At 44.9% G+C, this 22,803-nt stretch carries 17 protein-coding genes; 11 read left to right on the top strand and 6 right to left on the bottom strand.

Annotated elements, in window-relative coordinates; genetic code table 11:
* Positions 1 to 2: 2 nt before the first annotated feature.
* The 5 genes from accC to PG086_RS02110 all read left to right on the top strand — a co-directional run bounded on the left by accC (position 3) and on the right by PG086_RS02110 (position 4,120).
* The gene (gene accC / locus PG086_RS02090) at positions 3 to 1,370 is read left to right on the top strand and encodes an acetyl-CoA carboxylase biotin carboxylase subunit (protein ID WP_000488663.1); all 1,368 of its coding nucleotides are present in this window, start codon (positions 3 to 5) and stop codon (positions 1,368 to 1,370) included.
* A 35-nt stretch (positions 1,371 to 1,405) separates the two neighbouring features.
* Entirely contained in the window at positions 1,406 to 2,272 is an 867-nt protein-coding gene (accD, locus tag PG086_RS02095; protein ID WP_270747623.1) for an acetyl-CoA carboxylase, carboxyltransferase subunit beta, read from the top strand.
* Positions 2,269 to 3,036: an acetyl-CoA carboxylase carboxyl transferase subunit alpha gene (locus tag PG086_RS02100; protein WP_270747625.1), complete on the top strand. Its 768-nt coding sequence runs from the start codon at positions 2,269 to 2,271 to the stop codon at positions 3,034 to 3,036. The genes accD and PG086_RS02100 overlap by 4 nt, the downstream gene beginning before the upstream one ends.
* A 158-nt stretch (positions 3,037 to 3,194) precedes the next feature.
* Complete coding sequence (gene briC, locus PG086_RS02105) at positions 3,195 to 3,380, top strand: biofilm-regulating peptide BriC (RefSeq protein WP_270747627.1); 186 nt, start codon at positions 3,195 to 3,197, stop codon at positions 3,378 to 3,380.
* A 17-nt stretch (positions 3,381 to 3,397) separates the two neighbouring features.
* Positions 3,398 to 4,120 (top strand): CPBP family intramembrane glutamic endopeptidase, encoded by a 723-nt coding sequence (locus PG086_RS02110; RefSeq protein WP_268704493.1) that lies wholly within the window; start codon positions 3,398 to 3,400, stop codon positions 4,118 to 4,120.
* Positions 4,121 to 4,169: 49 nt separating this feature from the next.
* Here the strand turns inward: PG086_RS02110 and nusB are convergent, their stop codons facing one another.
* The 6 genes from nusB to gatC form a co-directional block, all read right to left on the bottom strand.
* Positions 4,170 to 4,592, bottom strand: coding sequence for a transcription antitermination factor NusB (nusB, locus tag PG086_RS02115; RefSeq protein ID WP_268704492.1), 423 nt, complete (start codon positions 4,590 to 4,592; stop codon positions 4,170 to 4,172).
* Positions 4,585 to 4,974: an Asp23/Gls24 family envelope stress response protein gene (locus PG086_RS02120; RefSeq protein ID WP_000510584.1), complete on the bottom strand. Its 390-nt coding sequence runs from the start codon at positions 4,972 to 4,974 to the stop codon at positions 4,585 to 4,587. Before PG086_RS02120 ends, nusB begins: the two co-directional genes overlap by 8 nt.
* 21 nt (positions 4,975 to 4,995) lie before the next feature.
* Positions 4,996 to 5,556: an elongation factor P gene (gene efp / locus PG086_RS02125; protein ID WP_000568640.1), complete on the bottom strand. Its 561-nt coding sequence runs from the start codon at positions 5,554 to 5,556 to the stop codon at positions 4,996 to 4,998.
* 128 nt (positions 5,557 to 5,684) lie between these two features.
* Positions 5,685 to 7,127: an Asp-tRNA(Asn)/Glu-tRNA(Gln) amidotransferase subunit GatB gene (gene gatB / locus PG086_RS02130; RefSeq protein WP_001008648.1), complete on the bottom strand. Its 1,443-nt coding sequence runs from the start codon at positions 7,125 to 7,127 to the stop codon at positions 5,685 to 5,687.
* A complete protein-coding gene (gene gatA / locus PG086_RS02135; RefSeq protein WP_109289679.1) occupies positions 7,127 to 8,593 on the bottom strand; it encodes an Asp-tRNA(Asn)/Glu-tRNA(Gln) amidotransferase subunit GatA in 1,467 nt (488 codons plus the stop codon). Before gatA ends, gatB begins: the two co-directional genes overlap by 1 nt.
* Positions 8,593 to 8,895 (bottom strand): Asp-tRNA(Asn)/Glu-tRNA(Gln) amidotransferase subunit GatC, encoded by a 303-nt coding sequence (gene gatC / locus PG086_RS02140; protein WP_033583734.1) that lies wholly within the window; start codon positions 8,893 to 8,895, stop codon positions 8,593 to 8,595. Before gatC ends, gatA begins: the two co-directional genes overlap by 1 nt.
* Positions 8,896 to 9,060: 165 nt before the next feature.
* Here gatC and PG086_RS02145 point away from each other — a divergent pair, with 165 nt between their 5' ends.
* From PG086_RS02145 to secY2, 6 genes are all read left to right on the top strand, one after another.
* Positions 9,061 to 9,753 carry a TIGR02206 family membrane protein gene (locus PG086_RS02145; protein WP_033583732.1) on the top strand — a complete coding sequence of 231 codons (693 nt, stop codon included), beginning with the start codon at positions 9,061 to 9,063 and terminating at the stop codon, positions 9,751 to 9,753.
* A gap of 142 nt (positions 9,754 to 9,895) precedes the next feature.
* On the top strand, positions 9,896 to 11,440 hold the full coding sequence (locus PG086_RS02150; protein ID WP_000155100.1) for a peptide chain release factor 3: 1,545 nt from the start codon (positions 9,896 to 9,898) through the stop codon (positions 11,438 to 11,440).
* 727 nt (positions 11,441 to 12,167) lie between these two features.
* Positions 12,168 to 18,800 (top strand): accessory Sec-dependent serine-rich glycoprotein adhesin, encoded by a 6,633-nt coding sequence (locus PG086_RS02155; RefSeq protein WP_270747629.1) that lies wholly within the window; start codon positions 12,168 to 12,170, stop codon positions 18,798 to 18,800.
* A 219-nt stretch (positions 18,801 to 19,019) separates the two neighbouring features.
* The gene (locus tag PG086_RS02160) at positions 19,020 to 20,246 is read left to right on the top strand and encodes a glycosyltransferase (RefSeq protein WP_270747630.1); all 1,227 of its coding nucleotides are present in this window, start codon (positions 19,020 to 19,022) and stop codon (positions 20,244 to 20,246) included.
* Positions 20,247 to 20,261: 15 nt separating this feature from the next.
* The gene (locus tag PG086_RS02165; protein WP_270747631.1) at positions 20,262 to 21,491 is read left to right on the top strand and encodes a glycosyltransferase; all 1,230 of its coding nucleotides are present in this window, start codon (positions 20,262 to 20,264) and stop codon (positions 21,489 to 21,491) included.
* 89 nt (positions 21,492 to 21,580) lie between these two features.
* Positions 21,581 to 22,798 carry an accessory Sec system protein translocase subunit SecY2 gene (gene secY2, locus PG086_RS02170; protein ID WP_049520882.1) on the top strand — a complete coding sequence of 406 codons (1,218 nt, stop codon included), beginning with the start codon at positions 21,581 to 21,583 and terminating at the stop codon, positions 22,796 to 22,798.
* Positions 22,799 to 22,803: the final 5 nt, after the last annotated feature.

The raw sequence follows: 22,803 nt of genomic DNA on the forward strand, positions 1-22,803 counted from the left end.
CCATGTTTCGTAAAATTTTGATTGCCAACCGTGGTGAGATTGCGGTTCGCATTATTCGAGCTGCGCGTGAATTGGGCATTGCGACCGTAGCAGTCTATTCAACTGCTGATAAGGAAGCTCTTCACACACTCCTAGCGGATGAAGCTATCTGTATCGGACCTGGTAAGGCGACAGAATCTTATCTCAATATCAACGCTATTTTATCTGCTGCAGTCTTGACAGAAGCAGAAGCCATCCACCCAGGTTTTGGTTTTCTTAGCGAAAACTCCAAGTTTGCCACGATGTGTGATGAAGTGGGGATTAAGTTCATCGGTCCTTCTGGGGCAGTAATGGATACCATGGGGGATAAGATCAATGCGCGTGAGCAAATGATCAAGGCTGGGGTTCCAGTTATCCCAGGATCTGATGGTGAAGTTCACACGGCTGAAGAGGCGCTTGCAGTTGCAGAAAAAATTGGCTATCCAGTCATGCTTAAGGCATCGGCAGGTGGTGGTGGAAAAGGGATTCGTAAGGTTGAAAAGGCGGAAGATTTGGTCGCAGCCTTTGAGACAGCATCCAGTGAAGCCAAGGCCAACTTTGGAAATGGCGCTATGTATCTTGAGCGTGTGATTTATCCAGCTCGTCATATCGAAGTTCAGATTCTTGCGGACCAAGAGGGTCATGTTGTCCATCTTGGTGAACGGGACTGTTCACTCCAACGGAATAACCAAAAGGTCTTAGAAGAAAGCCCATCCATTGCGATTGGCAAAACCCTTCGTCATGAAATTGGTGCTGCAGCCGTTCGTGCAGCAGAGTCTGTTGGCTATGAAAATGCAGGGACGATTGAATTTCTTCTCGATGAAGCGAGTGGCAATTTCTACTTCATGGAAATGAATACTCGTGTGCAAGTGGAACACCCAGTCACAGAGTTTGTTTCAGGTGTTGATATCGTGAAAGAGCAGATTCGCATTGCTGCTGGGCAACCTTTACCTTTCAAACAAGAAGATATTGTCCTACGAGGTCATGCTATCGAGTGCCGGATCAATGCAGAAAATCCAGCATTTAACTTTGCCCCAAGCCCAGGTAAAATTACCAATCTCTATCTACCAAGTGGTGGAGTTGGCTTGCGCGTGGACTCAGCGGTTTATCCAGGTTATACCATTCCTCCTTACTATGATAGTATGATTGCCAAAATCATTGTTCATGGGGAGAATCGTTTTGATGCCTTGATGAAAATGCAACGGGCACTTTATGAACTTGATATTGAAGGAGTGCAAACCAATGCAGACTTCCAGTTGGATCTGATTTCAGACCGCCGAGTTATCGCTGGTGACTACGATACTTCCTTCTTGATGGAAACTTTCTTGCCAAAATACCAAGAAAAAGAATAGACTTTCAAACAGTATGAGAACTAAAAGGGGGAGTTATGGCTCTATTTAGTAAAAAGGATAAGTATATTCGGATCAATCCTAACCGTTCCGTAAGGCAGAAACCACAAGCCAAGCCTGAGGTTCCGGATGAACTCTTCTCCCAGTGTCCTGGTTGTAAACACACCATTTACCAAAAGGATCTTGGGAGCGAACGAATTTGTCCCCATTGTAGCTATACTTTCCGTATTTCAGCTCAGGAACGCTTGGATTTGACGATTGATTCTGACACCTTTGTGGAGATGTTTACGGGTATTGAAACTCAAGATCCATTAAACTTTCTTGGCTACCAGAAAAAACTAGCTAGTATGCGTGAAAAGACAGGTTTGGATGAAGCAGTACTGACTGGTACAGCTAGCATCAAGGGACAAAAAGTTGCCCTTGGGATCATGGATTCAAACTTTATCATGGCTTCTATGGGAACCGTTGTGGGTGAAAAAATCACGCGCTTGTTTGAGTATGCAACGGTAGAAAACTTGCCAGTCGTTCTCTTCACAGCTTCTGGTGGAGCCCGTATGCAAGAAGGAATCATGAGCTTGATGCAGATGGCTAAGATTTCTGCGGCAGTTCAACGTCATTCCAAGGCAGGACTTTTTTACCTAACTATTTTAACCGATCCGACAACAGGTGGGGTGACCGCTTCTTTTGCTATGGAAGGGGATATTATCCTAGCGGAGCCACAGAGTTTGGTTGGTTTTGCTGGACGTCGTGTTATCGAAAATACAGTTCGTGAGACCTTGCCGGATGACTTCCAAAAGGCAGAATTTCTGCTTGAACATGGATTTGTTGATGCAATTGTCAAACGGAGAGAATTGCCTGAAACAATTGCTAAATTAGTAAGATTGCATGGAGGAAGTCGCGGATGAATATTGCAAAAATAGTCAGAGAGGCACGCGAGCAAAGTCGCTTGACAGCCCTTGATTTTGCCAATGGCATCTTCGATGAGTTTATCGAATTGCATGGAGATCGCTCTTTCCGAGATGATGGTGCGGTCATTGGTGGAATTGGCTGGTTAGGTGACCAAGCAGTCACAGTCGTCGGTATCCAAAAAGGGAAGAGTCTTCATGATAACCTCAAACGAAATTTTGGGCAACCTCATCCAGAAGGCTATCGTAAGGCTCTTCGCCTGATGAAACAGGCAGAAAAGTTTGGCCGTCCAGTTGTGACCTTTATCAATACGGCAGGTGCTTACCCAGGTGTTGGAGCCGAGGAACGTGGACAAGGTGAAGCAATTGCCCGAAACCTGATGGAAATGAGCGACCTCAAGGTTCCAATCATCGCCATTATTATCGGTGAAGGAGGGTCTGGAGGTGCATTAGCACTAGCTGTAGCTAACCGTGTCTGGATGTTAGAAAACTCAATCTACGCAGTACTTAGCCCTGAAGGATTTGCCTCGATCCTTTGGAAGGATGGAAGTCGTGCTATGGAAGCAGCGGAGCTGATGAAAATCACTTCACATGAACTTCTAGAAATGGGAATCGTAGACAAGATAATTCCAGAAGAGGATTTCTCAAGTAAAGAACTGCTAGCTTGTGTTAAAAATGAATTACGTGCAGAACTAGATAGGTTGCAAGAACTACCGCTCGACCAACTTATTGAAGAACGTTACCAGCGCTTTAGAAAGTATTAAGAATGACTAAATGAGACTAGAAAGGTCTCATTTTTTATGGAAAAATGCAATTCAGGACGAAAAATTGACAGTTGAGGAGATAGACTATAAAATAGACAAAAAAGATGTATACTGTTAGATGCAAGCTTACAATAATCTATTTTAAGAAGGTACTTGCAATGACAGGTACAGAAACATTTACAGTTCTTTCAACTGAGGACTTAGAGCAAACTTCAGGTGGTCTTGCTGTTTGGGAAGATGGATATGGTAGATGCTTATATTATAGAGAATTTGCCCCCTATATGGGGCAAGGGGCACTTAATTCTTATAGAGATGCTTGGAAGTACGGCTTCCGAGCAGGATAATCTTTCAAAAAAGTACGATGAGAAACACAAAGAAACTAAGACAATTTGGAATATTTTTGCTTATTATTTTACTATCTACCTATTTACCACAAACAATTGGATTGTATGTGGCAATCATTTTAGGGTTAGGCGCTGATGTCTATTCTCTTATTTTAACAATAGGATTAGTAGGAATTTACCTTCTATTAATTTGGTGGTTAAAAAAGCAAAAGATGCTCTTTATCTTTGAAAAAAAGAGCTGGAACTGGTCATTTGTCTTCTACTTATTTGCAACTTATGTGGTTTATCAGATTCTCGGTAATTTTTGGACACGCTATGCTCATTTAATTAATCATAGGAATATTCATGATGAGTATTTTACCGTGGTTCTTTCAAATGGACAACCAACTTTTTTATCGACTATCTTATCTTTTGTCCTGCCTGTGATCATCGGTCCTGTTTTTGAGGAGACTCTTGATAGAGGGTATTTTATGAATACCTTCTTTCCTAAGTCAAAGTACTATTTAGATGTCATCTTATCAGGCCTTATCTCTGGACTTAGTCATTTGATACTATCTCACCGGGACCCAATTAGTTTATTATATTATAGTCTGATTGGTCTCTTTTTCGCTCTTGTTTATCGTTCTACCGACAATCTGAGATTAACGATTCTCTGCCATAGTTTTTTTAACTTTCTCAATCATGCAAAACCTATCTGGATTTTTGTTTACAATTATATCTATTATCGTTTTTTTAGATAGTGGGAAGTAAAAGAAAAAGTGTTTGATATTTGTCAAACACTTTTTCTTTTTACTGTTCTTCTGTTACAAACTGGCTGAGCAGTCCATTGATAAAACGAGCAGATTTTTGATCTGAGAAGTCCTTTGCAAGTTCGATAGCTTCGTTAACAGCAACCAACTGAGGGGTGTCAAATGAAGTGATTTCAAAGACTCCCAAGCGAAGGAGGTTTCTCTCCACGAGCGTTAAACGCTCGATGGTCCAACCTGCTTTTAAATGCTGTGTGATTTGCTTGTCTAGTTCTTCCTTTTTAGCTTGAACACCAGAAACGAGCTCTGTCAAAAAGGCTGGAAGTTGCACATCCGTATCTTCACGATTATGAGTATAGGCGAAACGACAAGCAGTTTCGACATCCGTACCGAACTCAAGGCTCATGAGAGCTTGAAAAGCGCATTTACGGAGTTGGCGTCTAGATTCTAATAGTGGACTAGTCATTGAGGAAGTCCTCGTCAAATAGATCTTTCAATTCTGGTTTTGGTGTTTTATCTGGGACGATACCTGCAACGTGGATATTGATAGCAGCGAGTTCTACATCAGCCATATTGCGGACGGCATCTTTAACAGCTTTCTGGATAGCAACAGCTACCTTAGGAACTTTTACTCCGTACTCAAGGTAGAGATAGATATCAGCTGTGAGTTCTTCGTCCACGTTTTTAAGATAAACACCACGGCCAAGAGAAAGTTTTGAAAGGGTATCAGACACTGATTTGTTTGAAAAAGAGTGTACACCCTCTACCTTTGCAGTAGCAATAGCAATGATTTTTTCAAGTACACGTGGGGCGATAACGATTTCGCCAAGTTGTTCTTCAATTCCCATAGAATGACCTCTTTCTAGAGATTAGGCACGAGAAACGTAAGTTCCTTCTGCAGTGTTGATAACGAGTTTTTGTCCTGCTTCGATGAAGTCTGGAACGTTTACGACAAGTCCAGTTTCCATAGTTGCTGGTTTACCAGAACCTGTAACAGTAGCACCTTTGATAGATGGTTGAGTTTCTGCAACTGTCAATTCGACAGTAGTAGGAACGGTAACACCAATCACTTCAGTTCCGTAGAATTGGATCTTCACATCAGAGTTTTCAAGGATGTAAAGCAATTCGTTTTCAACGTTGACTACAGGGATTTCGTACTGGTCGTAAGTTTCTGTATTCATGAAGTAGGCTGTGTCATCCATTTTGTACAAGTATTGAGCTGGGACAGTCTCGATAATAGCTTGTTCAAATTTTTCCTCTGGACGGTAGCTTGTGTCAAATGTAGAACCAGTACGGACATCACGCAATTTCATACGCATGATTGTATTTCCTTTACCTGGTTTGTGGTGGCTAGCTTCCAAAACGCGGATCAATTTTCCGTCAGCTGTTTCAAAGGTCATACCAGCTTTTAATTTACTTGCTTCAATCATGTTTTTACCTCTTTAATAAATATTATTACTCTTCATTTTACCATAAAATACTCTGGAAATAAAGCCAAAATAGTTATTGGGAGTTGGTAGAGAAGAAAAAACCAACCTTAGGGCTGGTTTTTTTCTGTCTAGTTTTCTTTCAACTTCGCCAATTCTTGTGCAAGGAGTTTAAGGGCAACTTGTGGGTTGGCTTGGCCTTTGGTTGCTTTCATGAGGAATCCAGTAAAGGCCTTGTCTGCATTCCGTTTTCCTGACTTGAAGTCGGCAACAGCAGCTTCGTTATCCGCAAAGACTTGGTGGATGATTGGAATCAGAACATCTGGATCTGAGATTTGCACCAAGCCTGCTTTTTCCACGTATTCACGCGCGCCACCGCCATTTTTAGCCAGGTGGACAAAGACTTTCTTGGCAATCTTAGAAGAGATCGTGCCGTCTTCGATGATGGCAATCATTTCTACTAAGTTTTCTGGTGTCAATTCGATTTGTTCCAGTGTTTTGCCTTCAGCATTCAAGAACTGAGCAACTTCACCTTGAAGCCAGTTAGAGACTTGTTTGGCATCGCCACCGAGGGCAACAGCTTTTTCAAAGAAGTCAGAAGTGACTTTGTTTGCAGTCAACTGGCTAGCATCGTAGTCTGACAAGCCAAGGTCAGACACGTAGCGCGCACGACGTTCTTTTGGAAACTCTGGTAATTCAGTGCGCATTTCCTCAATCCACTCGTCTGAAATTTCAAAGAGTGGGAGGTCTGGTTCTGGGAAGTAGCGGTAATCGGCAGCGCCTTCCTTGACACGCATGAGGATGGTTGCTTTGTTGGCTTCATCGTAACGGCGTGTTTCTTGGCGGATTTGACCACCTGAGCGAAGGATTTCAGCCTGACGTTGGACTTCGTATTCGAGACCCTTGCGAACGTTTGAGAAGGAGTTGAGGTTTTTCAACTCAGTCTTGGTACCGAATTTTTCTTGACCATAAGGACGAAGGGAGATATTGGCATCCACACGCATGGAACCTTCTTCCATCTTAACGTCAGAAATGCCAGCGTACTGGATGACTTCCTTTAGGGCAGTTAGATAAGCATAGGCTTCTTCTGGGGAACGCATGTCCGCTTCAGATACAATCTCAATCAATGGCACCCCTTGGCGGTTGAGGTCAACATAAGAGTAGCCATCTGTACCGTGGGTGTTTTTACCAGCGTCTTCTTCTAAGTGGGCGCGTTCGATACCGATTTTCTTGGTCGTACCGTCTTCTAGCTCCACTTCAATCCAGCCGTTGTAGCCGATTGGCTCATCAAATTGAGAAATTTGGTAGGCTTTTGGATTATCAGGATAGAAGTAGTTCTTGCGGTCAAAGTGCATCTTTTTGTGGATGTCCATGTTGAGGGCAAGAGCAGCCTTGATACCGGCATCGACAACACCTTTATTGAGAACTGGCAGAACTCCTGGGAAAGACCAGTCAATCACGTTAGTGTTGGCGTTTTGGTCATTTCCAAAGTGGGCAGAAGTAGGTGAGAAGATTTTTGAATTGGTGTTGAGCTCTACGTGGACTTCAAGTCCAATGACTGTTTCAAAGTTCATTAGTTGTCACCTCCAAAAATCACGGGTTGTTGTTTGTGGTAGTCTGTTGTTGCTTCAAAGGCAGCAGCAGCTTGGTAAATGGTCTCTTCTGAGTATTTAGGACCGATCAATTGCAGACCGACAGGTAGACCTTGAGCGAATCCAGCAGGGATCGAAATTCCTGGGAGACCTGCTAAGTTGACAGGAATGGTCAAGAGGTCAGCTAAGTACATGGCAACTGGATCGTGGTTGAGTGAATCCAAGTCATAGGCAACGCTTGGAGCAGTTGGTCCCAAAATCAAGTCGTAATCCGCAAAGACGTTTTCGAAATCTTGGATGATGAGGGTACGGACTTGTCCAGCCTTCTTGTAGTAGGCATCGTAGTAACCTGATGAAAGGCTGAAAGTACCTAGCATGATACGGCGTTTCACTTCTTCACCGAAACCTTGGCTACGGCTGTTTACATAGATTTCATCAAGGTTACTTGCATCTTCTGCGCGGTAGCCATAACGGATACCGTCAAAGCGTTGCAAGTTTGATGAGGCTTCCGATGAAGCGATGATATAGTAAACGGCAACACCGTATTTAGAATGAGGAAGGCTGACTTCTTCGACGATAGCACCAAGTTTTTCGAAGTGTTTGGCTGCATTCAGAATGTTTTCCTTAACCTCTGGGTCAATCCCTTCACCAAGGTATTCCTTAGGCAAAGCAATTTTCATTCCCTTGATGTCTTGACCAATTTTTGAAGTAAAGTCGGCAATGCGGACAGGAGCAGAAGTAGAGTCTTTAGCATCTTCGCTGGCAATCGCATTGAGCAAGAGGGCATTTTCTTTAACAGTTGGTGCAAAAGGTCCAATCTGGTCTAATGAGCTACCGAAGGCAATGAGACCGAAACGTGAAACCGTTCCGTAGGTTGGCTTGAGACCAACGATCCCGTTGAAGGCAGCAGGTTGGCGGATGGAACCACCCGTATCAGAACCAAGTGACAAGCGGACTTGCCCAGAAGCTACAGCTGCGGCAGAACCGCTTGATGAACCACCGGGAACCTTGCTGTGGTCCCAAGCATTTTTAGTGGCACCGTAGTAAGAAGTTTCACCTGATCCACCCATGGCAAACTCGTCCATGTTGGTTTTTCCGACAACAATCATACCCTTAGCTTTGGCATTGGCAACGGCTGTCGCATCAAAGATTGGCTCGTAGTTGTAGAGCATTTTTGAGGCAGCAGTTGTGAGGATGCCGTCAGTAGAAATATTATCCTTAACAGCCAGTGGAATTCCTGAAAGGACATTATCCGCGTCAATTCCAGCTTCATCAATGGCTTTAGCTTGAGCAAGGGCTTGTTCTTCAGCGATAGTGACAAAAGCATTGATAGCTTTCTCGCGAGACTTGATATCTTCAAGCGTGGCTTGTGTCAATTCAGTAGCAGAAATTTCCTTAGAGACAAGGAGGTTGTGCAAGTCTTCAATAGTTTTGTTATTAAAAGTCATTAGGCATCTCCTCCATCATCTAGGATAGCTGGTACCTTGATATAGTAGTTTTCTTTTTCAGGTACGTTTTTAAACAAGCGGTCACGGTCTGTTCCTTCTTCGGCCACATCAGGGCGGAGTACGGTCTTGCGGTCAGCCAGGGTTGTAGTAGGTGCGACACCAGTTGTGTCGACTTCGCCCAGCAATTCAACCATGTCAACAATTTTAGACAAGGTTGTCGCAAAGGCAGCAGTTTCTTCTTCAGAGAATTTTAATTTTGAAAGATTGGCAACGTGTGTTACCTCTTCTTGCGTAATTTTCATCTTGCATCCTTTCGTGAAATGATGATTTTTAGTCTGTTCTATTTTACCATATTTTCCTATAAATAAGGGAGCCAAACTGAAAAGAAATAGAAATTGAAAAATCGCTTTTAATTCGCTATAATGGTTAAACTAGAGAATAGAGAAAATAAGGGTTAGGATAGAAATATGTTCCATCAATTTATCACCAGATCTCAAACGGTTCCTCCTCCCATTTCGCTCTTTTGGTATGGGATCATGATGCTTCTCTTAGTGCTTTGTATTTATGGAGCGCTTGTTTATCACAAAAATCCGAAATTTGTCCGCTTGTTTAAGGGGATTCAGATCCTCCAGTTGCTAGCCCTATATAGCTGGTATGTTGGCTTTGGGATCCCATTTTCTAATAGTCTTCCTTTTTATCATTGCCGTTTGGCTATGTTTGCGGTGGTTTTCTTGCCAGATAAATGGCGGAGCAAGCAATATTTTGCCCTCTTAGGAGCAAGTGGAGCGGTATTTGCTTTGGTTTACCCTGTTTTTGACCCCTATGATTTCCCCCATATTACCAGTTTTTCATTTTTGATTGGGCACTATGCCCTTCTAGTGAATTCCTTGATTTACTTGATGAATCACTATGACAAGACCTTGCTTAAGAAGTATATGATTGTAGCCTATACCTTTATTCTCAACCTCTTTTTAGTTGGGGTTAATCAGGTAACGGGTGGAAATTATGGTCTCTTAAGAGATACCCCGTTTATCTCGAATGCTTCTCTATGGATAAAGTACCTCCTTGTGTCGGTCATCCTTTCACTGGCTCTTGTTCTCTTTGATATCTTGTTCAAGAAACGGTGGAAAAAGAGAAATCAGGCGCAATCTGTGCTTTAGCTTGCCTTTTCATCAGATGAGCAATTGAAAAACTCCCCAAAATCCGCTATAATGGAGAGTTGAAAGGAATGGTAAAATCCAATGTAGAGATCATTCTTAGCTACTGAAACAACTAAAATAGAAAATCAAAGAAAGAGAACTTATGACTATTCAAGAAGAAATCAAGAAACGCCGTACCTTTGCCATTATCTCTCACCCGGACGCCGGGAAAACAACCATCACTGAGCAGTTGCTCTACTTTGGGGGCGAGATTCGTGAGGCTGGTACGGTAAAAGGGAAGAAAACAGGGACTTTTGCTAAGTCTGACTGGATGGATATCGAGAAACAACGTGGGATTTCGGTCACGTCATCTGTTATGCAGTTTGACTACGACGGCAAGCGCGTGAACATCCTCGACACACCAGGGCACGAAGACTTCTCAGAAGATACTTATCGTACCTTGATGGCGGTGGATGCTGCGGTCATGGTCGTGGATTCTGCCAAGGGTATAGAGGCCCAAACCAAGAAATTGTTTGAGGTTGTGAAGCACCGTGGCATTCCAGTTTTTACCTTTATGAACAAGCTGGACCGTGACGGTCGTGAGCCACTGGACCTCTTGCAAGAGCTAGAAGAAGTCCTTGGCATTGCGAGCTATCCGATGAACTGGCCAATCGGTATGGGGAAAGCCTTTGAAGGATTGTATGACCTCTATAACCAACGTTTGGAGCTTTATAAAGGGGATGAACGTTTTGCTAGTCTGGAAGATGGGGATAAGCTCTTTGGCAGCAATCCTTTCTACGCTCAGGTTAAGGACGATATCGAACTGTTGCAAGAAGCAGGAAATGAATTTTCAGAAGAAGCTATTCTTGCAGGAGAACTGACTCCGGTCTTCTTCGGTTCAGCCCTCACTAACTTTGGGGTGCAGACCTTCCTTGAGACCTTCCTTGAGTTTGCTCCAGAACCACATGGCCACAAGAAAACAGATGGCGAAATTGTGGATCCTTATGACAAGGATTTCTCAGGATTTGTCTTTAAAATCCAAGCCAACATGGACCCTCGTCACCGTGACCGTATCGCCTTTGTTCGTATCGTATCAGGTGAGTTTGAGCGAGGGATGAGTGTCAATCTGCCTCGTACTGGGAAGACTGCCAAGCTTTCTAATGTCACCCAGTTTATGGCAGAAAGTCGTGAAAATGTAACCAATGCCGTGGCAGGAGATATCATCGGTGTTTACGATACTGGTACTTATCAGGTTGGGGATACCTTGACAGTTGGAAAAAATAAGTTTGAATTTGAACCACTGCCAACCTTTACCCCTGAGATTTTCATGAAAGTTTCTGCTAAGAACGTTATGAAACAAAAATCTTTCCACAAAGGGATTGAGCAATTGGTGCAAGAAGGAGCCATTCAGCTTTATAAGAATTACCAAACTGGCGAGTACATGCTAGGGGCTGTGGGACAACTCCAGTTTGAAGTCTTTAAGCACCGCATGGAAGGCGAGTACAATGCAGAAGTAGTCATGAGCCCAATGGGTAAAAAGACCGTTCGTTGGATCAAGCCTGAGGACTTGGATGAACGGATGTCCTCAAGCCGCAATATTTTGGCTAAAGACCGCTTCGACCAACCAGTCTTCCTCTTTGAAAATGACTTTGCCCTCCGCTGGTTTGCAGACAAGTATCCAGACGTAGAGTTGGAAGAGAAAATGTAACTCAGCACCAACAATTGGAACTAAAGTTCCTAATTGTTGGACGCTAGTCGCTATTTGGCGAACTAGCTAACTGCCTTACTAACTACGTTTGGCAAATAGAATCGATTTGCCAAACTCCGTGTCGTAGTGTAAAATCGACTTACCTAAACGCTTCACTAGGAAAAATCCACGAATATTATCGATTCGTGGATTTTTCCGTCGTAACCACGTTTTACAAATGAAATCGATTTGTAAAACTCAGTGTCGTAGATTAAGGCTATTAATTAGTATGGCATTTTGCTTAAATACGTCGTAAGAAAAGTCCTCGAATGTTTTTGATTCGTGGATTTTTTTGTTGGAAAGGATAGAAAGTTACCTCGGCTACCGGCCTCATTGATTCATTTGTGAAACTGCCTTTAAATACTCTATTCTTAAAAGTCTGTGGATGCTATTGATTCATGGACTTTTTCTATATTTTGAATAAAAATTAATTCCCTGAGTAATTGGAATTAGTTACTCAATTTTTTAAGCATTTAGAAATGGTTAGAAAATAAATAAAATATATTAACAGAGTAAAAAATGAAGATTATATCGAAAAAACAGAATAGATTTAAAATGAAGTTATTTTTGAAATCATTTTCTTTCTTTAGAGTGTGTTATAGATATTGAATTGTCGGTATATTTGGTATATAATAAAAAGATAGTATTTTATAGGTGAATAGATCTTTTTCAAGTTGAGGGGATGAACATGTTTTTTAGACGCCAGAAGGGTGAATATAGAGAAACAGACCGTGTAACTCGGTTCAAATTAATCAAATCAGGGAAGCATTGGCTACGGGTCTCGACTTCCCTTTTTGGCTTATTTAAGGTGATGCGTGGAAGTGCGGATGCGAGCCAAGTAAAGACAGAAATGGTTGAAAAGCAAGAAGGTCAGAAGTTGACCGGCTTGGATGTCTTGAAAGGGATAGCAGCTACGGGAACGATCTTAGGTGGTTTTGCTGCGACGCAAACGCGTGTTTATGCCAATGATGCAGTCGCTGTTGAAAAGACTGTCGAATCAAAAGATACCCTGGCGACGAGAGATTCAGTAGTGCTGGGGACGACACAGGATCATCAAGATGCCGCTAGCTTGTCTCTGTCTATCAGTCAAAGCCAGTCATTGTCAGAATTCAATTCGCAGAGCGCCAGTCAATCTGCGTCTACGAGTCAGTCTATCAGTGCCTCAAACTCCTCTAGCGTAAGCCAGTCGATGAGCCAATCTGCTTCTACTAGTCAATCTTTGGCAAACAGTCAAAGTGTAACTGCTAGTTCAAGTGACTCCCTTGGAACACAAAATCAAGCGAATAGTAATCTGTCAGAGAGAGCTTCGGTTGGTGTTCAAAGTCAGTACCAAACAAGTGAGTCAGCTCGGGAGACAGTGAAAGAATCACAACCTTCAAAAGAATTAAAAGCAGTTGATTTTTCTACAGAATCCTTGCCTCGAAGTCAGTCTGGTCATGTAAAGAATGAAGGTGTGACGGCTGAATCGAGTCTCACAATGACTTCTGTAGCCTTGACAGAAAAGCAAAGTGAAGAAAAACGGAAGAAATTAGAGGCCTTGTCTGCTGAGATTGGGCAATTTCTAGCTCAAGCGCAGGGACTTCCAAACTCGGATGAGGCGATCACGAAGGCTAGTCTAGCGAAGAATGAGATAGCAGAGGCCTTGAAAGGGGAGGTTTCTGATCTTACTCCTATTTTGAATAAGGCTACAGAAGCTCGAAACAGTATTGCAAATGCTGTGTTACGTGCCAACTCTGGACTTCGTGACAGCAGAAACGGACAAGCTTTGACCCAAGCTTCAAATACCGCTAGCTTCAGAGCTGCTAGGGATACAGAGAAGCCAGAACTTCAGAAAATAACCGTTACAGGTGGCGCAGTTCTAGAAGGACAAAAATTTAAAATTTATCGAGAAGAAAATTTTTCTGCGACCATTGAGTTTACTGATAACAGTGGTCGAATTGAACATGCAAAATTTGTTCCTACTGCTGTTCCCGCGGCCTATCCGGCTACTTCAACTGTTGTCTCATTCACTACGAGTAATGGTCAAAGTATCAGAATGATTGTTCCAACAAATAAACTAGCCAAAGATGGAAATGCTACAGCATCAAATCCTTTCACCGTTTCAATCACGGGTTCTGTTGGAAAAAATCAAGCAGTAAATAGTTTGTGGACCCGTTATGTTTTCACCTATGATCAGGAAGGTAATTTTAGCGGAAATACTACTGACGTAGGTCTTGTAAAAGATTTAACAGCCAACCCTGCCGCAATTCAATTTGAAGTCCATGCTCAGTCTGAAAAGTACGAACCAGCTATCAATGCTGAGGTGAATCGAAACTTTACTCTAACGGCTAATTCAGGGACTGTTTCTGTTGGTGAAGCCAGTCAGTACATCACGAATGCTACAGGGACGCCAGAATTACCTACTACAGGAATTACTAAGGGAACTAGAATAACCTATACTTGGAAATCTGGAACCAATACGAATTTGTCTGCTGGTCGGCATACTTTGACAGCGGTGGTAACTTATCCAGATGGAAGTACGGATGAAGTAGAGATTCCGATTGAGGTTCGCCCTCAGACACCTAGAATTGAGGAACGTTTCCTTAACGAAAAAGGTGGTCTCACAAATCAAGCGATTACGGTAGATGGAGTGACTCCAGGTGGGACTGTTACTCTTACAATTGCAGGGGAAACATTCACCAAACAAGCAACGGGGAGCTCGACTAGTGTAACCTTTACTGCAAATGAGTTGAAGAAAGTATATGATCGTAATGGAGGACGACTTCCTAGTGGACCGGTGACTGCAAGTACGACAGTGGATGGTTTGGTTTCAGATACATTTAATGGGCAAATCACGCCAAATCAAGCGTCAATTTCAGTAAGTAATAGCCAATCAGCTTCAGTAAGTTCGAGCCAATCCGCTTCAGCGAGCGCTAGTCAGTCAGCCTCAGCGAGCGCTAGCCAATCCGCTTCAGCGAGTGCAAGTGAATCAGCTTCAGTAAGCTCCAGCCGGTCTGCATCGGTAAGTTCAAGTGAATCCGCTTCAGCTAGCGCTAGTCAATCAGCCTCAGTAAGTTCAAGCGAATCAGCCTCAGCGAGCGCTAGCCAATCCGCTTCAGCGAGCGCTAGTCAGTCTGCGTCCGTAAGCTCAAGCCAATCTGCTTCAGCGAGCGCGAGCCAGTCAGCGTCTGTCAGCTCAAGCGAATCGGCTTCAGTAAGTGCCAGCCAGTCTGTGTCCGTAAGCTCAAGCCAATCTGCGTCAGTGAGCTCTAGTCAATCCGCTTCAGTGAGTTCAAGCCAGTCAGCCTCAGTCAGCTCAAGTCAATCTGCCTCAGCGAGCGCTAGCCAGTCAGCCTCAGTAAGTGCGAGTGAGTCAGCATCAGCAAGTGCGAGCCAGTCTGAATCAGTAAGTTCGAGTCAATCCGCCTCAGCGAGCGCCAGCCAATCCGCTTCAGTGAGCGCGAGCCAATCAGCCTCAGTCAGCTCAAGTCAATCTGCCTCAGCGAGCGCTAGTCAGTCAGCCTCAGTGAGTGCGAGCCAATCCGCTTCATTGAGTGCTAGTCAATCTGCATCTGCAAGTTCTAGCCGGTCAGCGTCCGTAAGCTCAAGCCAATCTGCTTCAGCGAGCGCTAGTCAGTCAGCCTCAGCGAGCGCTAGCCAATCCGCTTCAGCGAGTGCAAGTGAATCAGCTTCAGTAAGCTCCAGCCGGTCTGCATCGGTAAGTTCAAGTGAATCCGCTTCAGCCAGCGCTAGTCAATCTGCGTCTGCAAGTGCAAGTCAATCCGCTTCAGCCAGCACTAGTCAATCTGCGTCGGCAAGTTCGAGCCAATCCGCCTATGCAAGTGCTAGCCAATCCGCGTCTGTAAGCTCCAGCGAATCAGCTTCAGTGAGCGCTAGCCAATCCGCGTCTGTAAGCTCCAGCGAATCAGCTTCAGTAAGTGCAAGTGAATCAGCCTCAGCGAGCTCTAGTCAATCCGCTTCAGTGAGTTCAAGCCAGTCAGCCTCAGTCAGCGCTAGCCAGTCAGCCTCAGTAAGTGCGAGTGAGTCAGCATCAGCAAGTGCGAGCCAGTCTGAATCAGTAAGTTCGAGTCAATCCGCCTCAGCGAGCGCCAGCCAATCCGCTTCAGTGAGCGCGAGCCAATCAGCCTCAGTCAGCTCAAGTCAATCTGCCTCAGCGAGCGCTAGTCAGTCAGCCTCAGTGAGTGCGAGCCAATCCGCTTCATTGAGTGCTAGTCAATCTGCATCTGCAAGTTCTAGCCGGTCAGCGTCCGTAAGCTCAAGCCAATCTGCTTCAGCGAGCGCTAGTCAGTCAGCCTCAGCGAGCGCTAGCCAATCCGCTTCAGCGAGTGCAAGTGAATCAGCTTCAGTAAGCTCCAGCCGGTCTGCATCGGTAAGTTCAAGTGAATCCGCTTCAGCCAGCGCTAGTCAATCTGCGTCTGCAAGTGCAAGTCAATCCGCTTCAGCCAGCACTAGTCAATCTGCGTCGGCAAGTTCGAGCCAATCCGCCTATGCAAGTGCTAGCCAATCCGCGTCTGTAAGCTCCAGCGAATCAGCTTCAGTGAGCGCTAGCCAATCCGCGTCTGTAAGCTCCAGCGAATCAGCTTCAGTAAGTGCAAGTGAATCAGCCTCAGCGAGCTCTAGTCAATCCGCTTCAGTGAGTTCAAGCCAGTCAGCCTCAGTCAGCGCTAGCCAGTCAGCCTCAGTAAGTGCGAGTGAGTCAGCATCAGCAAGTGCGAGCCAGTCTGAATCAGTAAGTTCGAGTCAATCCGCCTCAGCGAGCGCCAGCCAATCCGCTTCAGTGAGCGCGAGCCAATCAGCCTCAGTCAGCTCAAGTCAATCTGCCTCAGCCAGCGCAAGCCAATCTGCATCGGTTAGCTCAAGTGAATCAGCTTCAGTGAGCTCGAGTCAATCCGCTTCAGCGAGTGCAAGTCAATCTGCGTCGGCAAGCTCCAGTGAATCCGCGTCAGTGAGTGCAAGTCAATCTGCATCATTGAGTGCAAGTGAGTCAGCCTCAGCGAACTCAAGCCAGTCAGCGTCTGTAAGCTTAAGCCAATCCGCCTCAGCGAGCGCTAGTCAGTCAGCATCAGTAAGTTCAAGCGAATCGGCATCATCCAGCGCCAGCCAGTCTGCCTCAGTAAGCTCAAGCGAATCCGCGTCAGTGAGCGCTAGTCAGTCTGCTTCGGTAAGCTCAAGCGAATCGGCTTCAGTAAGCTCAAGTCAGTCCGCATCTGCAAGTGCTAGTCAATCTGCATCTGCAAGCTCAAGCGAATCCGCGTCAGCGAGCGCCAGCCAATCTGCTTCAGCAAGTTCGAGCCAATCAGCATCATTGAGTTCGAGTCAATCGGCATCAGTAAGCTCAAGTGAATCGGTATCAGTAAGCTCCAGCCAGTCTGCATCTGCAAGCTCCAGCGAATCGGCATCAGCCAGCGCTAGTCAGTCCGCTTCAGTAAGTGCTAGCCAATCAGCCTCATTGAGCGCAAGTGAATCTGCTTCAGTAAGCTCAAGTCAATCGGCTTCAGCAAGCTTCAGCCAGTCTGCCTCAGTAAGTTCAAGCGAATCGGCATCTGCAAGCTCGAGCCAATCCGCTTCAGCGAGCTCTAGTCAATCTGCCTCAGCAAGCTCAAGTCAGTCAGCCTCAGTAAGCGCTAGCCAGTCAGCCTCAGTCAGCTCAAGCGAATCTGCCTCAGCAAGCTCGAGCCAATCCGCTTCAGTGAGCGCAAGTGAATCTGCGTCAGCCAGCGCAAGTGAGTCAGCCTCAGTAAGTGCTAGTCAGTCAGCTTCAGCGAGTGCAAGTGAATCTGCCTCAGTGAACGCTAGCCAATCAGCGTCAGTCAGCTCAAGCCAGTCTGCATCAGTCAGCGTTAGCCAATCAGCATCGGTCAGCTCTAGCCAATCCGCCTCAGTGAGCGCTAGCCAATCTGCCTCATTAAGTTCGAGCCAATCAGCTTCAACCAGCGCCAGTCAGTCAGCATCGGTAAGTTCGAGTCAATCGGCTTCATTGAGTGCCAGTCAGTCTGCATCTGCAAGCTCCAGCCAGTCCGCCTCAGTAAGCTCCAGCCAATCGGCTTCAGCAAGTTCAAGTGAATCCGCCTCAGTGAGCGCGAGCCAGTCCGCCTCAGTAAGCGCTAGTCAATCAGCGTCGGCAAGTTCGAGCCAATCAGCTTCAGTAAGCTCGAGTCAATCAGCGTCGGCAAGTTCGAGCCAATCAGCGTCTGCAAGCTCCAGCCAATCCGCTTCAGTAAGCTCGAGTCAATCAGCGTTAGCAAGCTCAAGCCAGTCAGCTTCAGCGAGTGCAAGTGAGTCAGTATCTGCAAGTTCGAGTCAATCTGCATCATTGAGCGCCAGTGAATCTGCTTCAGCCAGCGCGAGCCAGTCAGCTTCAGTAAGCGCAAGTGAGTCCGCATCGGTGAGTGCCAGTCAATCAGCCTCAGTAAGCTCCAGCGAATCTGCATCGGTTAGCTCAAGTCAGTCAGCTTCGGCAAGCTCAAGTGAGTCAGCATCCGCAAGTTCGAGCCAATCAGCTTCAGTAAGCTCGAGTCAATCCGCCTCAGCGAGCGCAAGTGAGTCCGCTTCAGTAAGTTCAAGCGAATCGGCATCAGTAAGCTCGAGTCAATCCGCCTCAGCGAGCGCAAGCCAATCAGCATCTGTAAGCTCAAGCCAATCCGCCTCAGCGAGCGCAAGTGAATCTGCGTCAGCAAGCGCAAGTCAGTCTGCTTCAGTAAGTTCGAGTCGATCAGCATCGGTGAGTTCGAGTCAATCGGCTTCAGCGAGCGCCAGCGAATCTGCATCGGTAAGTTCGAGTCAATCGGCTTCAGCGAGCGCCAGCCAGTCTGTCTCAGTAAGCACAAGTGAATCTGTCTCAGTAAGCGAGAGTGAGTCTGCTTCAACAAGTACTTCAACTTCTGCAAGTATGCTAGCAGACGAGTTAGCGTTGGAAAGTGCCTCGATCTCAGCAAGTACATCAGTGAGCGAATCTACCTCAACGAGCGCATCACTCTCAGCTAGCATGTTCGCCAGTGAATCGACTCTAGAAAGTGCTTCGATTTCAGCAAGTATGTCTGTGAGCGAGTCGGTGTCGATTAGCGCTAGTCTCTCGACTTCAGATTCTATTAGTAGATCTGCATCAGTAAGTGCTCTGGCATCTACTTCAACAAGCACCTCTCTCTCAATGGCAAACATTGCAAGCCAAGGTCAATCCGCTTCAAGCAAGCCGAAACAAGCCTTGCCAAATACAGGAGCGTCGACTTCGGTAGCATCTGCTTTGTTGGGAGCATTGACAGCTGTGACAGGTATCGGTCTTCTTGCCAAGAAGAGTCAGAATGACGATCAAGAAAGTCATTGATAAGATATAAAAATCAATGAATAAATAGTAAAATGGAAAACCTTTGAAAACATGATTTTTCAAAGGTTTTTTCTATATGTGAGAAGAGGGAAATCCTCTTTTGAGTTTGAAATAAACTAGGGGAAAAGGTATAATAGGAAGGTGAGATAATCATCGAAAAAATCAGAACTATAGTAGTAGAAAAGTAGCCAAACGAATGTGGAAAGAAAAGGGGACGAAATGAAAAAAGAGCTTCAAAAAGCCATTGTGCTCGGTGGTGATAATGCATATATGGACAAGATTGAAACAACAATCAAGTCAATCTGCGCCCATAACCGAGCAGTGACTTTTTATGTTTTCAATGATGATTTGCCATCAGAATGGTTTCAGCTCATGGAGAGACGTCTAGAGCCTCTAGCCTCAAAAATCGTCAATGTCAAGATTAGTCATCAAGGTTTGAAAGAGTATCGTTTACCACTAGCCCACCTAAGTTATGCAACTTTCTTTCGTTATTTTATTCCTCAGTTTGTTAGCGAAGACCTAGCCTTGTACCTGGATTCGGATATTATCGTTAGATCAAACCTAGATCAACTCTTTTTAGAAGATATGGCAGACTGGCCAGTAGCTGCTGTCGCAGATGCTCTAGTTCCTAGCACTTTTAATGCAGGTGTCTTGCTGATTAATGTGGCTCTCTGGCGCCAAGAAAAGGTGACGGAGCACTTGTTGAGTTTGACAGACCAACTGCATGACCAAGTTTTTGGTGATCAGGGTGTGTTAAATCACCTGTTTGAAGGTCGTTGGAAACCTTTGCCAGCTACCTATAATTTTATGGTTGGTATGGATACAGTGGCTCGAAATTACCAGATGGATTCTTGGTATAGGGATTCTCTTGCTACTGAGAAGACAGCCAAGATTATCCATTATACAGGGGACAAGCCTTGGTACCAAATCAACCTCAACCGTTTGAGGGAGGACTGGTGGTTTTACTACGGACTAGAGTGGTCTGATATTGTCATGAAAAAATGTGATTTCCATAAAGGATTGGCATCTTTAGTTAAGGCTCCCCAGTATGCGACCGCTATTTTTACCAATACGTGTCACATAGAGCAAATCGAACACCTGATCCAAGAACTGCCAGATGTTGAGTTCTCTATCCTAGCTCATACCAATTTTGCGCCGGAAATCATGAACTTGCAATCGCATCTGAATGTACGCCTCTATCCTTACTTTAATCCCATGAATGTCAAAAAAGTCTTGGAAAAGATTGACTTTTACTTGGATATCAATCATGAGGATGAAATTGCAAACATTATCCAAGAGGTGCAGAAAAGAGAAATCCCTATATTTGCTTTTGAGACCACTAGTCATGACTTGAGTGGTTACAGTCATGTCTACTCACCAGCAGCCGTAGATCAAATGATCGAGTCTATCCGTACGCTTTTGGAATCACAGAAGCAGTCGTTGTGAACTGAAGGAAACTAAATGAAAAAAACAATTGTTCTCGCAGGAGATTATGCCTATATTCGTCAGATTGAAACAGCACTTAAGTCTCTCTGCTACCATAATAGCCATGTCAAGGTCTATATCTTTAACCAGGATATTCCCCAGGAGTGGTTCCGTGCTCTCAGACCGATAGTAGAGCAAATGGGCGGTGAGTTAGTGGATGTCAAGATGCTTGGCGCCCAGTTTCAGATGAACTGGAGTAACAAATTGCCCCATATCAACCACATGACCTTTGCCCGTTATTTTATCCCTGATTTTGTCGAAGAGGATAAGGTACTTTACTTGGACAGTGATTTGGTAGTGACGGCTGACCTGACGCCCCTCTTTGAAATGGACTTAGGTGAAAACTACCTGGCTGCCACACCATCTTGTTTTGGAGTTGGGGTTGGCTTTAATGCAGGTGTACTCTTGATTAATAACAAAAAATGGCGAGCAGAAGCTGTGAGACAAGAGCTAGTTGAGTTGACGGAGCGGGAACACCAACATGTGAGTGAGGGAGACCAGTCCATCCTCAATATGCTCTTTCATGACAGCTATGCTCCTCTGGATCAGAAATATAATTTCCAGATTGGTTTTGACAGTGGGGCTGCATCGCATGGACATGAGTTTATCTTCCAGATTCCCCTAGAGCCCCTGCCAGCTATCTTGCATTTCCTATCTCAGGACAAACCGTGGAATACTCATTCGGTTGGGCGTTTGCGTGAGGTTTGGTGGCACTATCATCTGATGGAGTGGTCTGCTATTACTGAAAAATGGCGTCAGGCCGGAATTGACTATCCAGTCACAGTCTATCAGCCAGTTATGACTTGTGTTAATTTGACCAATTCTTGGCATCTTGAGAAAATCGACTATCTGGTTCAAGCCTTGCCAGAGGTGCATTTCTACATCGCAGCCTATACGACGATGGCACCTGAACTCATGCTCTTGTCACGTTTTGAAAATGTGACCCTCTATCCCAACACCTTCCCCCTCTTGGTCGAGAAACTGATCCAGCAGACAGATGTCTACCTAGATATTAACCACGATAACAAGTTGAGTGTTGTTTATGACTATGTTTCACGCTTTGAGAAACCGATCTTGACTTTTGACAATACCCAGTCGCGAGAACTACCTGAAAGTGCCTATGCGGGTATTTTCTCAGCAGAAAGACCGGAAGAAATGGTAGCAGCTCTGAAGGCTTATCTGGGGGAGAAACCTCACGAAAACTGAGATGAGGATTTGAAGATGCTAAGATAAAAATGCTGAATTATTCCCCTCTGATAGGATAATTGAAGGATTAAAATGAAAAGGAGGAGCTAGTGAAAGAATTTCGTTCATCGATAGCAGTAAAAAAAGGGATGCACACCCTATTTTTGCTCTTTATTTATGTGCTTGGAAGTCGTATCGCTCTTCCCTTTGTTGACCTCAATAGTCGGAATTTTCTCGGAGGCAGCGCAGCCTATCTGGACTTTTCAGTAGCCCTGACTGGTGGAAATCTTCGTAGTCTCTCTCTCTTTTCCATCGGACTTTCCCCCTGGATGTCAGCTATGATCTTATGGCAGATGTTTTCCTTTTCAAAAAAATTGGGCTTAAACTCAGTTTCTTCAGAAGTTCAGGATAGACGGAAAATGTACTTGACGTTAGGGATTGCCTTGATTCAGGCCTTGGCCTTGACTACAAACCTTCCTGTCCAAGCTCCCTACAATCCCTTCTTGGTCTTTCTCCTCAATACCAGCCTTTTGGTTGCGGGGACCTTCTTCTTGGTTTGGCTGTCAGACATCAATGCATCTATCGGAGTTGGAGGCCCTGTCGTCATTTTATTGGCAAGTATGGTGGCTTCACTCCCTCAGGACATCATCCAATCGGTCCAAGTTCATAAGATCTCTCCTTGGTTGCTTTTCCTGTTGCTGATACTTGGTGTCCTCTTTACCTATCTAGTCGTTCTCTTTTACCGAGCTAGATACCGCATCCCTATCAATAAAATCGGGCTTCATTCTCGCTTTAAACGCTATTCGTATCTGGAAATCATGCTCAATCCTGCGGGTGGCATGCCTTATATGTATGTGATGAGTCTCATGGCCTTGCCTTCCTATCTCTTGATCTTGCTTCAACATCTGGATAAGAGCAATCCACTCTACCCTGCCCTACTGGAGCAGTATGCGATGGGGAAACCCTTGTGGATTTACGCTTATATCCTTATCCTCTTTGTCTTTAGCATTGCCTTTGCTTTTGTCAATGTGAGTGGTCAACAAATCGCAGATCGGATGAAGCAATCAGGAGATTACATTTACGGAGTCTATCCCGGTGAGGATACTAGTCGCTTTATCAATCGCTTGGTTCTCCGATTTGCTCTGATAGGTGCAGTCTTTAACGTTACCTTGGCTGGACTTCCGATCTTGTTTGTCTTGAAGGATGAGAGTTTGTTAAAAGTCAGCATGATTCCCGGACTCTTTTTAATTTTGAGTGGCATGCTCTTTACGATTCACGACGAACTGCAGGCGCTCAGACTAAATGAAAGGTATCAGCCACTATTCTAGGAGGT

The sequence above is a fragment of the Streptococcus halitosis genome, assembly GCF_027691175.1.
Lineage (GTDB): Bacteria > Bacillota > Bacilli > Lactobacillales > Streptococcaceae > Streptococcus > Streptococcus halitosis_A.

Excerpts from the sequence above, each read along its gene's own strand:
- PG086_RS02150 (WP_000155100.1), top strand. The coding sequence starts at position 9,896 with ATGACTATTCAAGAAGAAATCAAGAAACGCCGTACCTTTGCCATTATC.
- PG086_RS02120 (WP_000510584.1), bottom strand. The coding sequence starts at position 4,974 with ATGGGAATTGAAGAACAACTTGGCGAAATCGTTATCGCCCCACGTGTA.
- PG086_RS02155 (WP_270747629.1), top strand. The coding sequence starts at position 12,168 with ATGTTTTTTAGACGCCAGAAGGGTGAATATAGAGAAACAGACCGTGTA.
- nusB (WP_268704492.1), bottom strand. The coding sequence starts at position 4,592 with ATGACTAGTCCACTATTAGAATCTAGACGCCAACTCCGTAAATGCGCT.
- PG086_RS02165 (WP_270747631.1), top strand. The coding sequence starts at position 20,262 with ATGAAAAAAACAATTGTTCTCGCAGGAGATTATGCCTATATTCGTCAG.
- PG086_RS02145 (WP_033583732.1), top strand. The coding sequence starts at position 9,061 with ATGTTCCATCAATTTATCACCAGATCTCAAACGGTTCCTCCTCCCATT.
- PG086_RS02160 (WP_270747630.1), top strand. The coding sequence starts at position 19,020 with ATGAAAAAAGAGCTTCAAAAAGCCATTGTGCTCGGTGGTGATAATGCA.
- efp (WP_000568640.1), bottom strand. The coding sequence starts at position 5,556 with ATGATTGAAGCAAGTAAATTAAAAGCTGGTATGACCTTTGAAACAGCT.
- PG086_RS02100 (WP_270747625.1), top strand. The coding sequence starts at position 2,269 with ATGAATATTGCAAAAATAGTCAGAGAGGCACGCGAGCAAAGTCGCTTG.
- accD (WP_270747623.1), top strand. The coding sequence starts at position 1,406 with ATGGCTCTATTTAGTAAAAAGGATAAGTATATTCGGATCAATCCTAAC.
- gatA (WP_109289679.1), bottom strand. The coding sequence starts at position 8,593 with ATGACTTTTAATAACAAAACTATTGAAGACTTGCACAACCTCCTTGTC.
- gatC (WP_033583734.1), bottom strand. The coding sequence starts at position 8,895 with ATGAAAATTACGCAAGAAGAGGTAACACACGTTGCCAATCTTTCAAAA.
- accC (WP_000488663.1), top strand. The coding sequence starts at position 3 with ATGTTTCGTAAAATTTTGATTGCCAACCGTGGTGAGATTGCGGTTCGC.
- PG086_RS02110 (WP_268704493.1), top strand. The coding sequence starts at position 3,398 with ATGAGAAACACAAAGAAACTAAGACAATTTGGAATATTTTTGCTTATT.
- briC (WP_270747627.1), top strand. The coding sequence starts at position 3,195 with ATGACAGGTACAGAAACATTTACAGTTCTTTCAACTGAGGACTTAGAG.
- gatB (WP_001008648.1), bottom strand. The coding sequence starts at position 7,127 with ATGAACTTTGAAACAGTCATTGGACTTGAAGTCCACGTAGAGCTCAAC.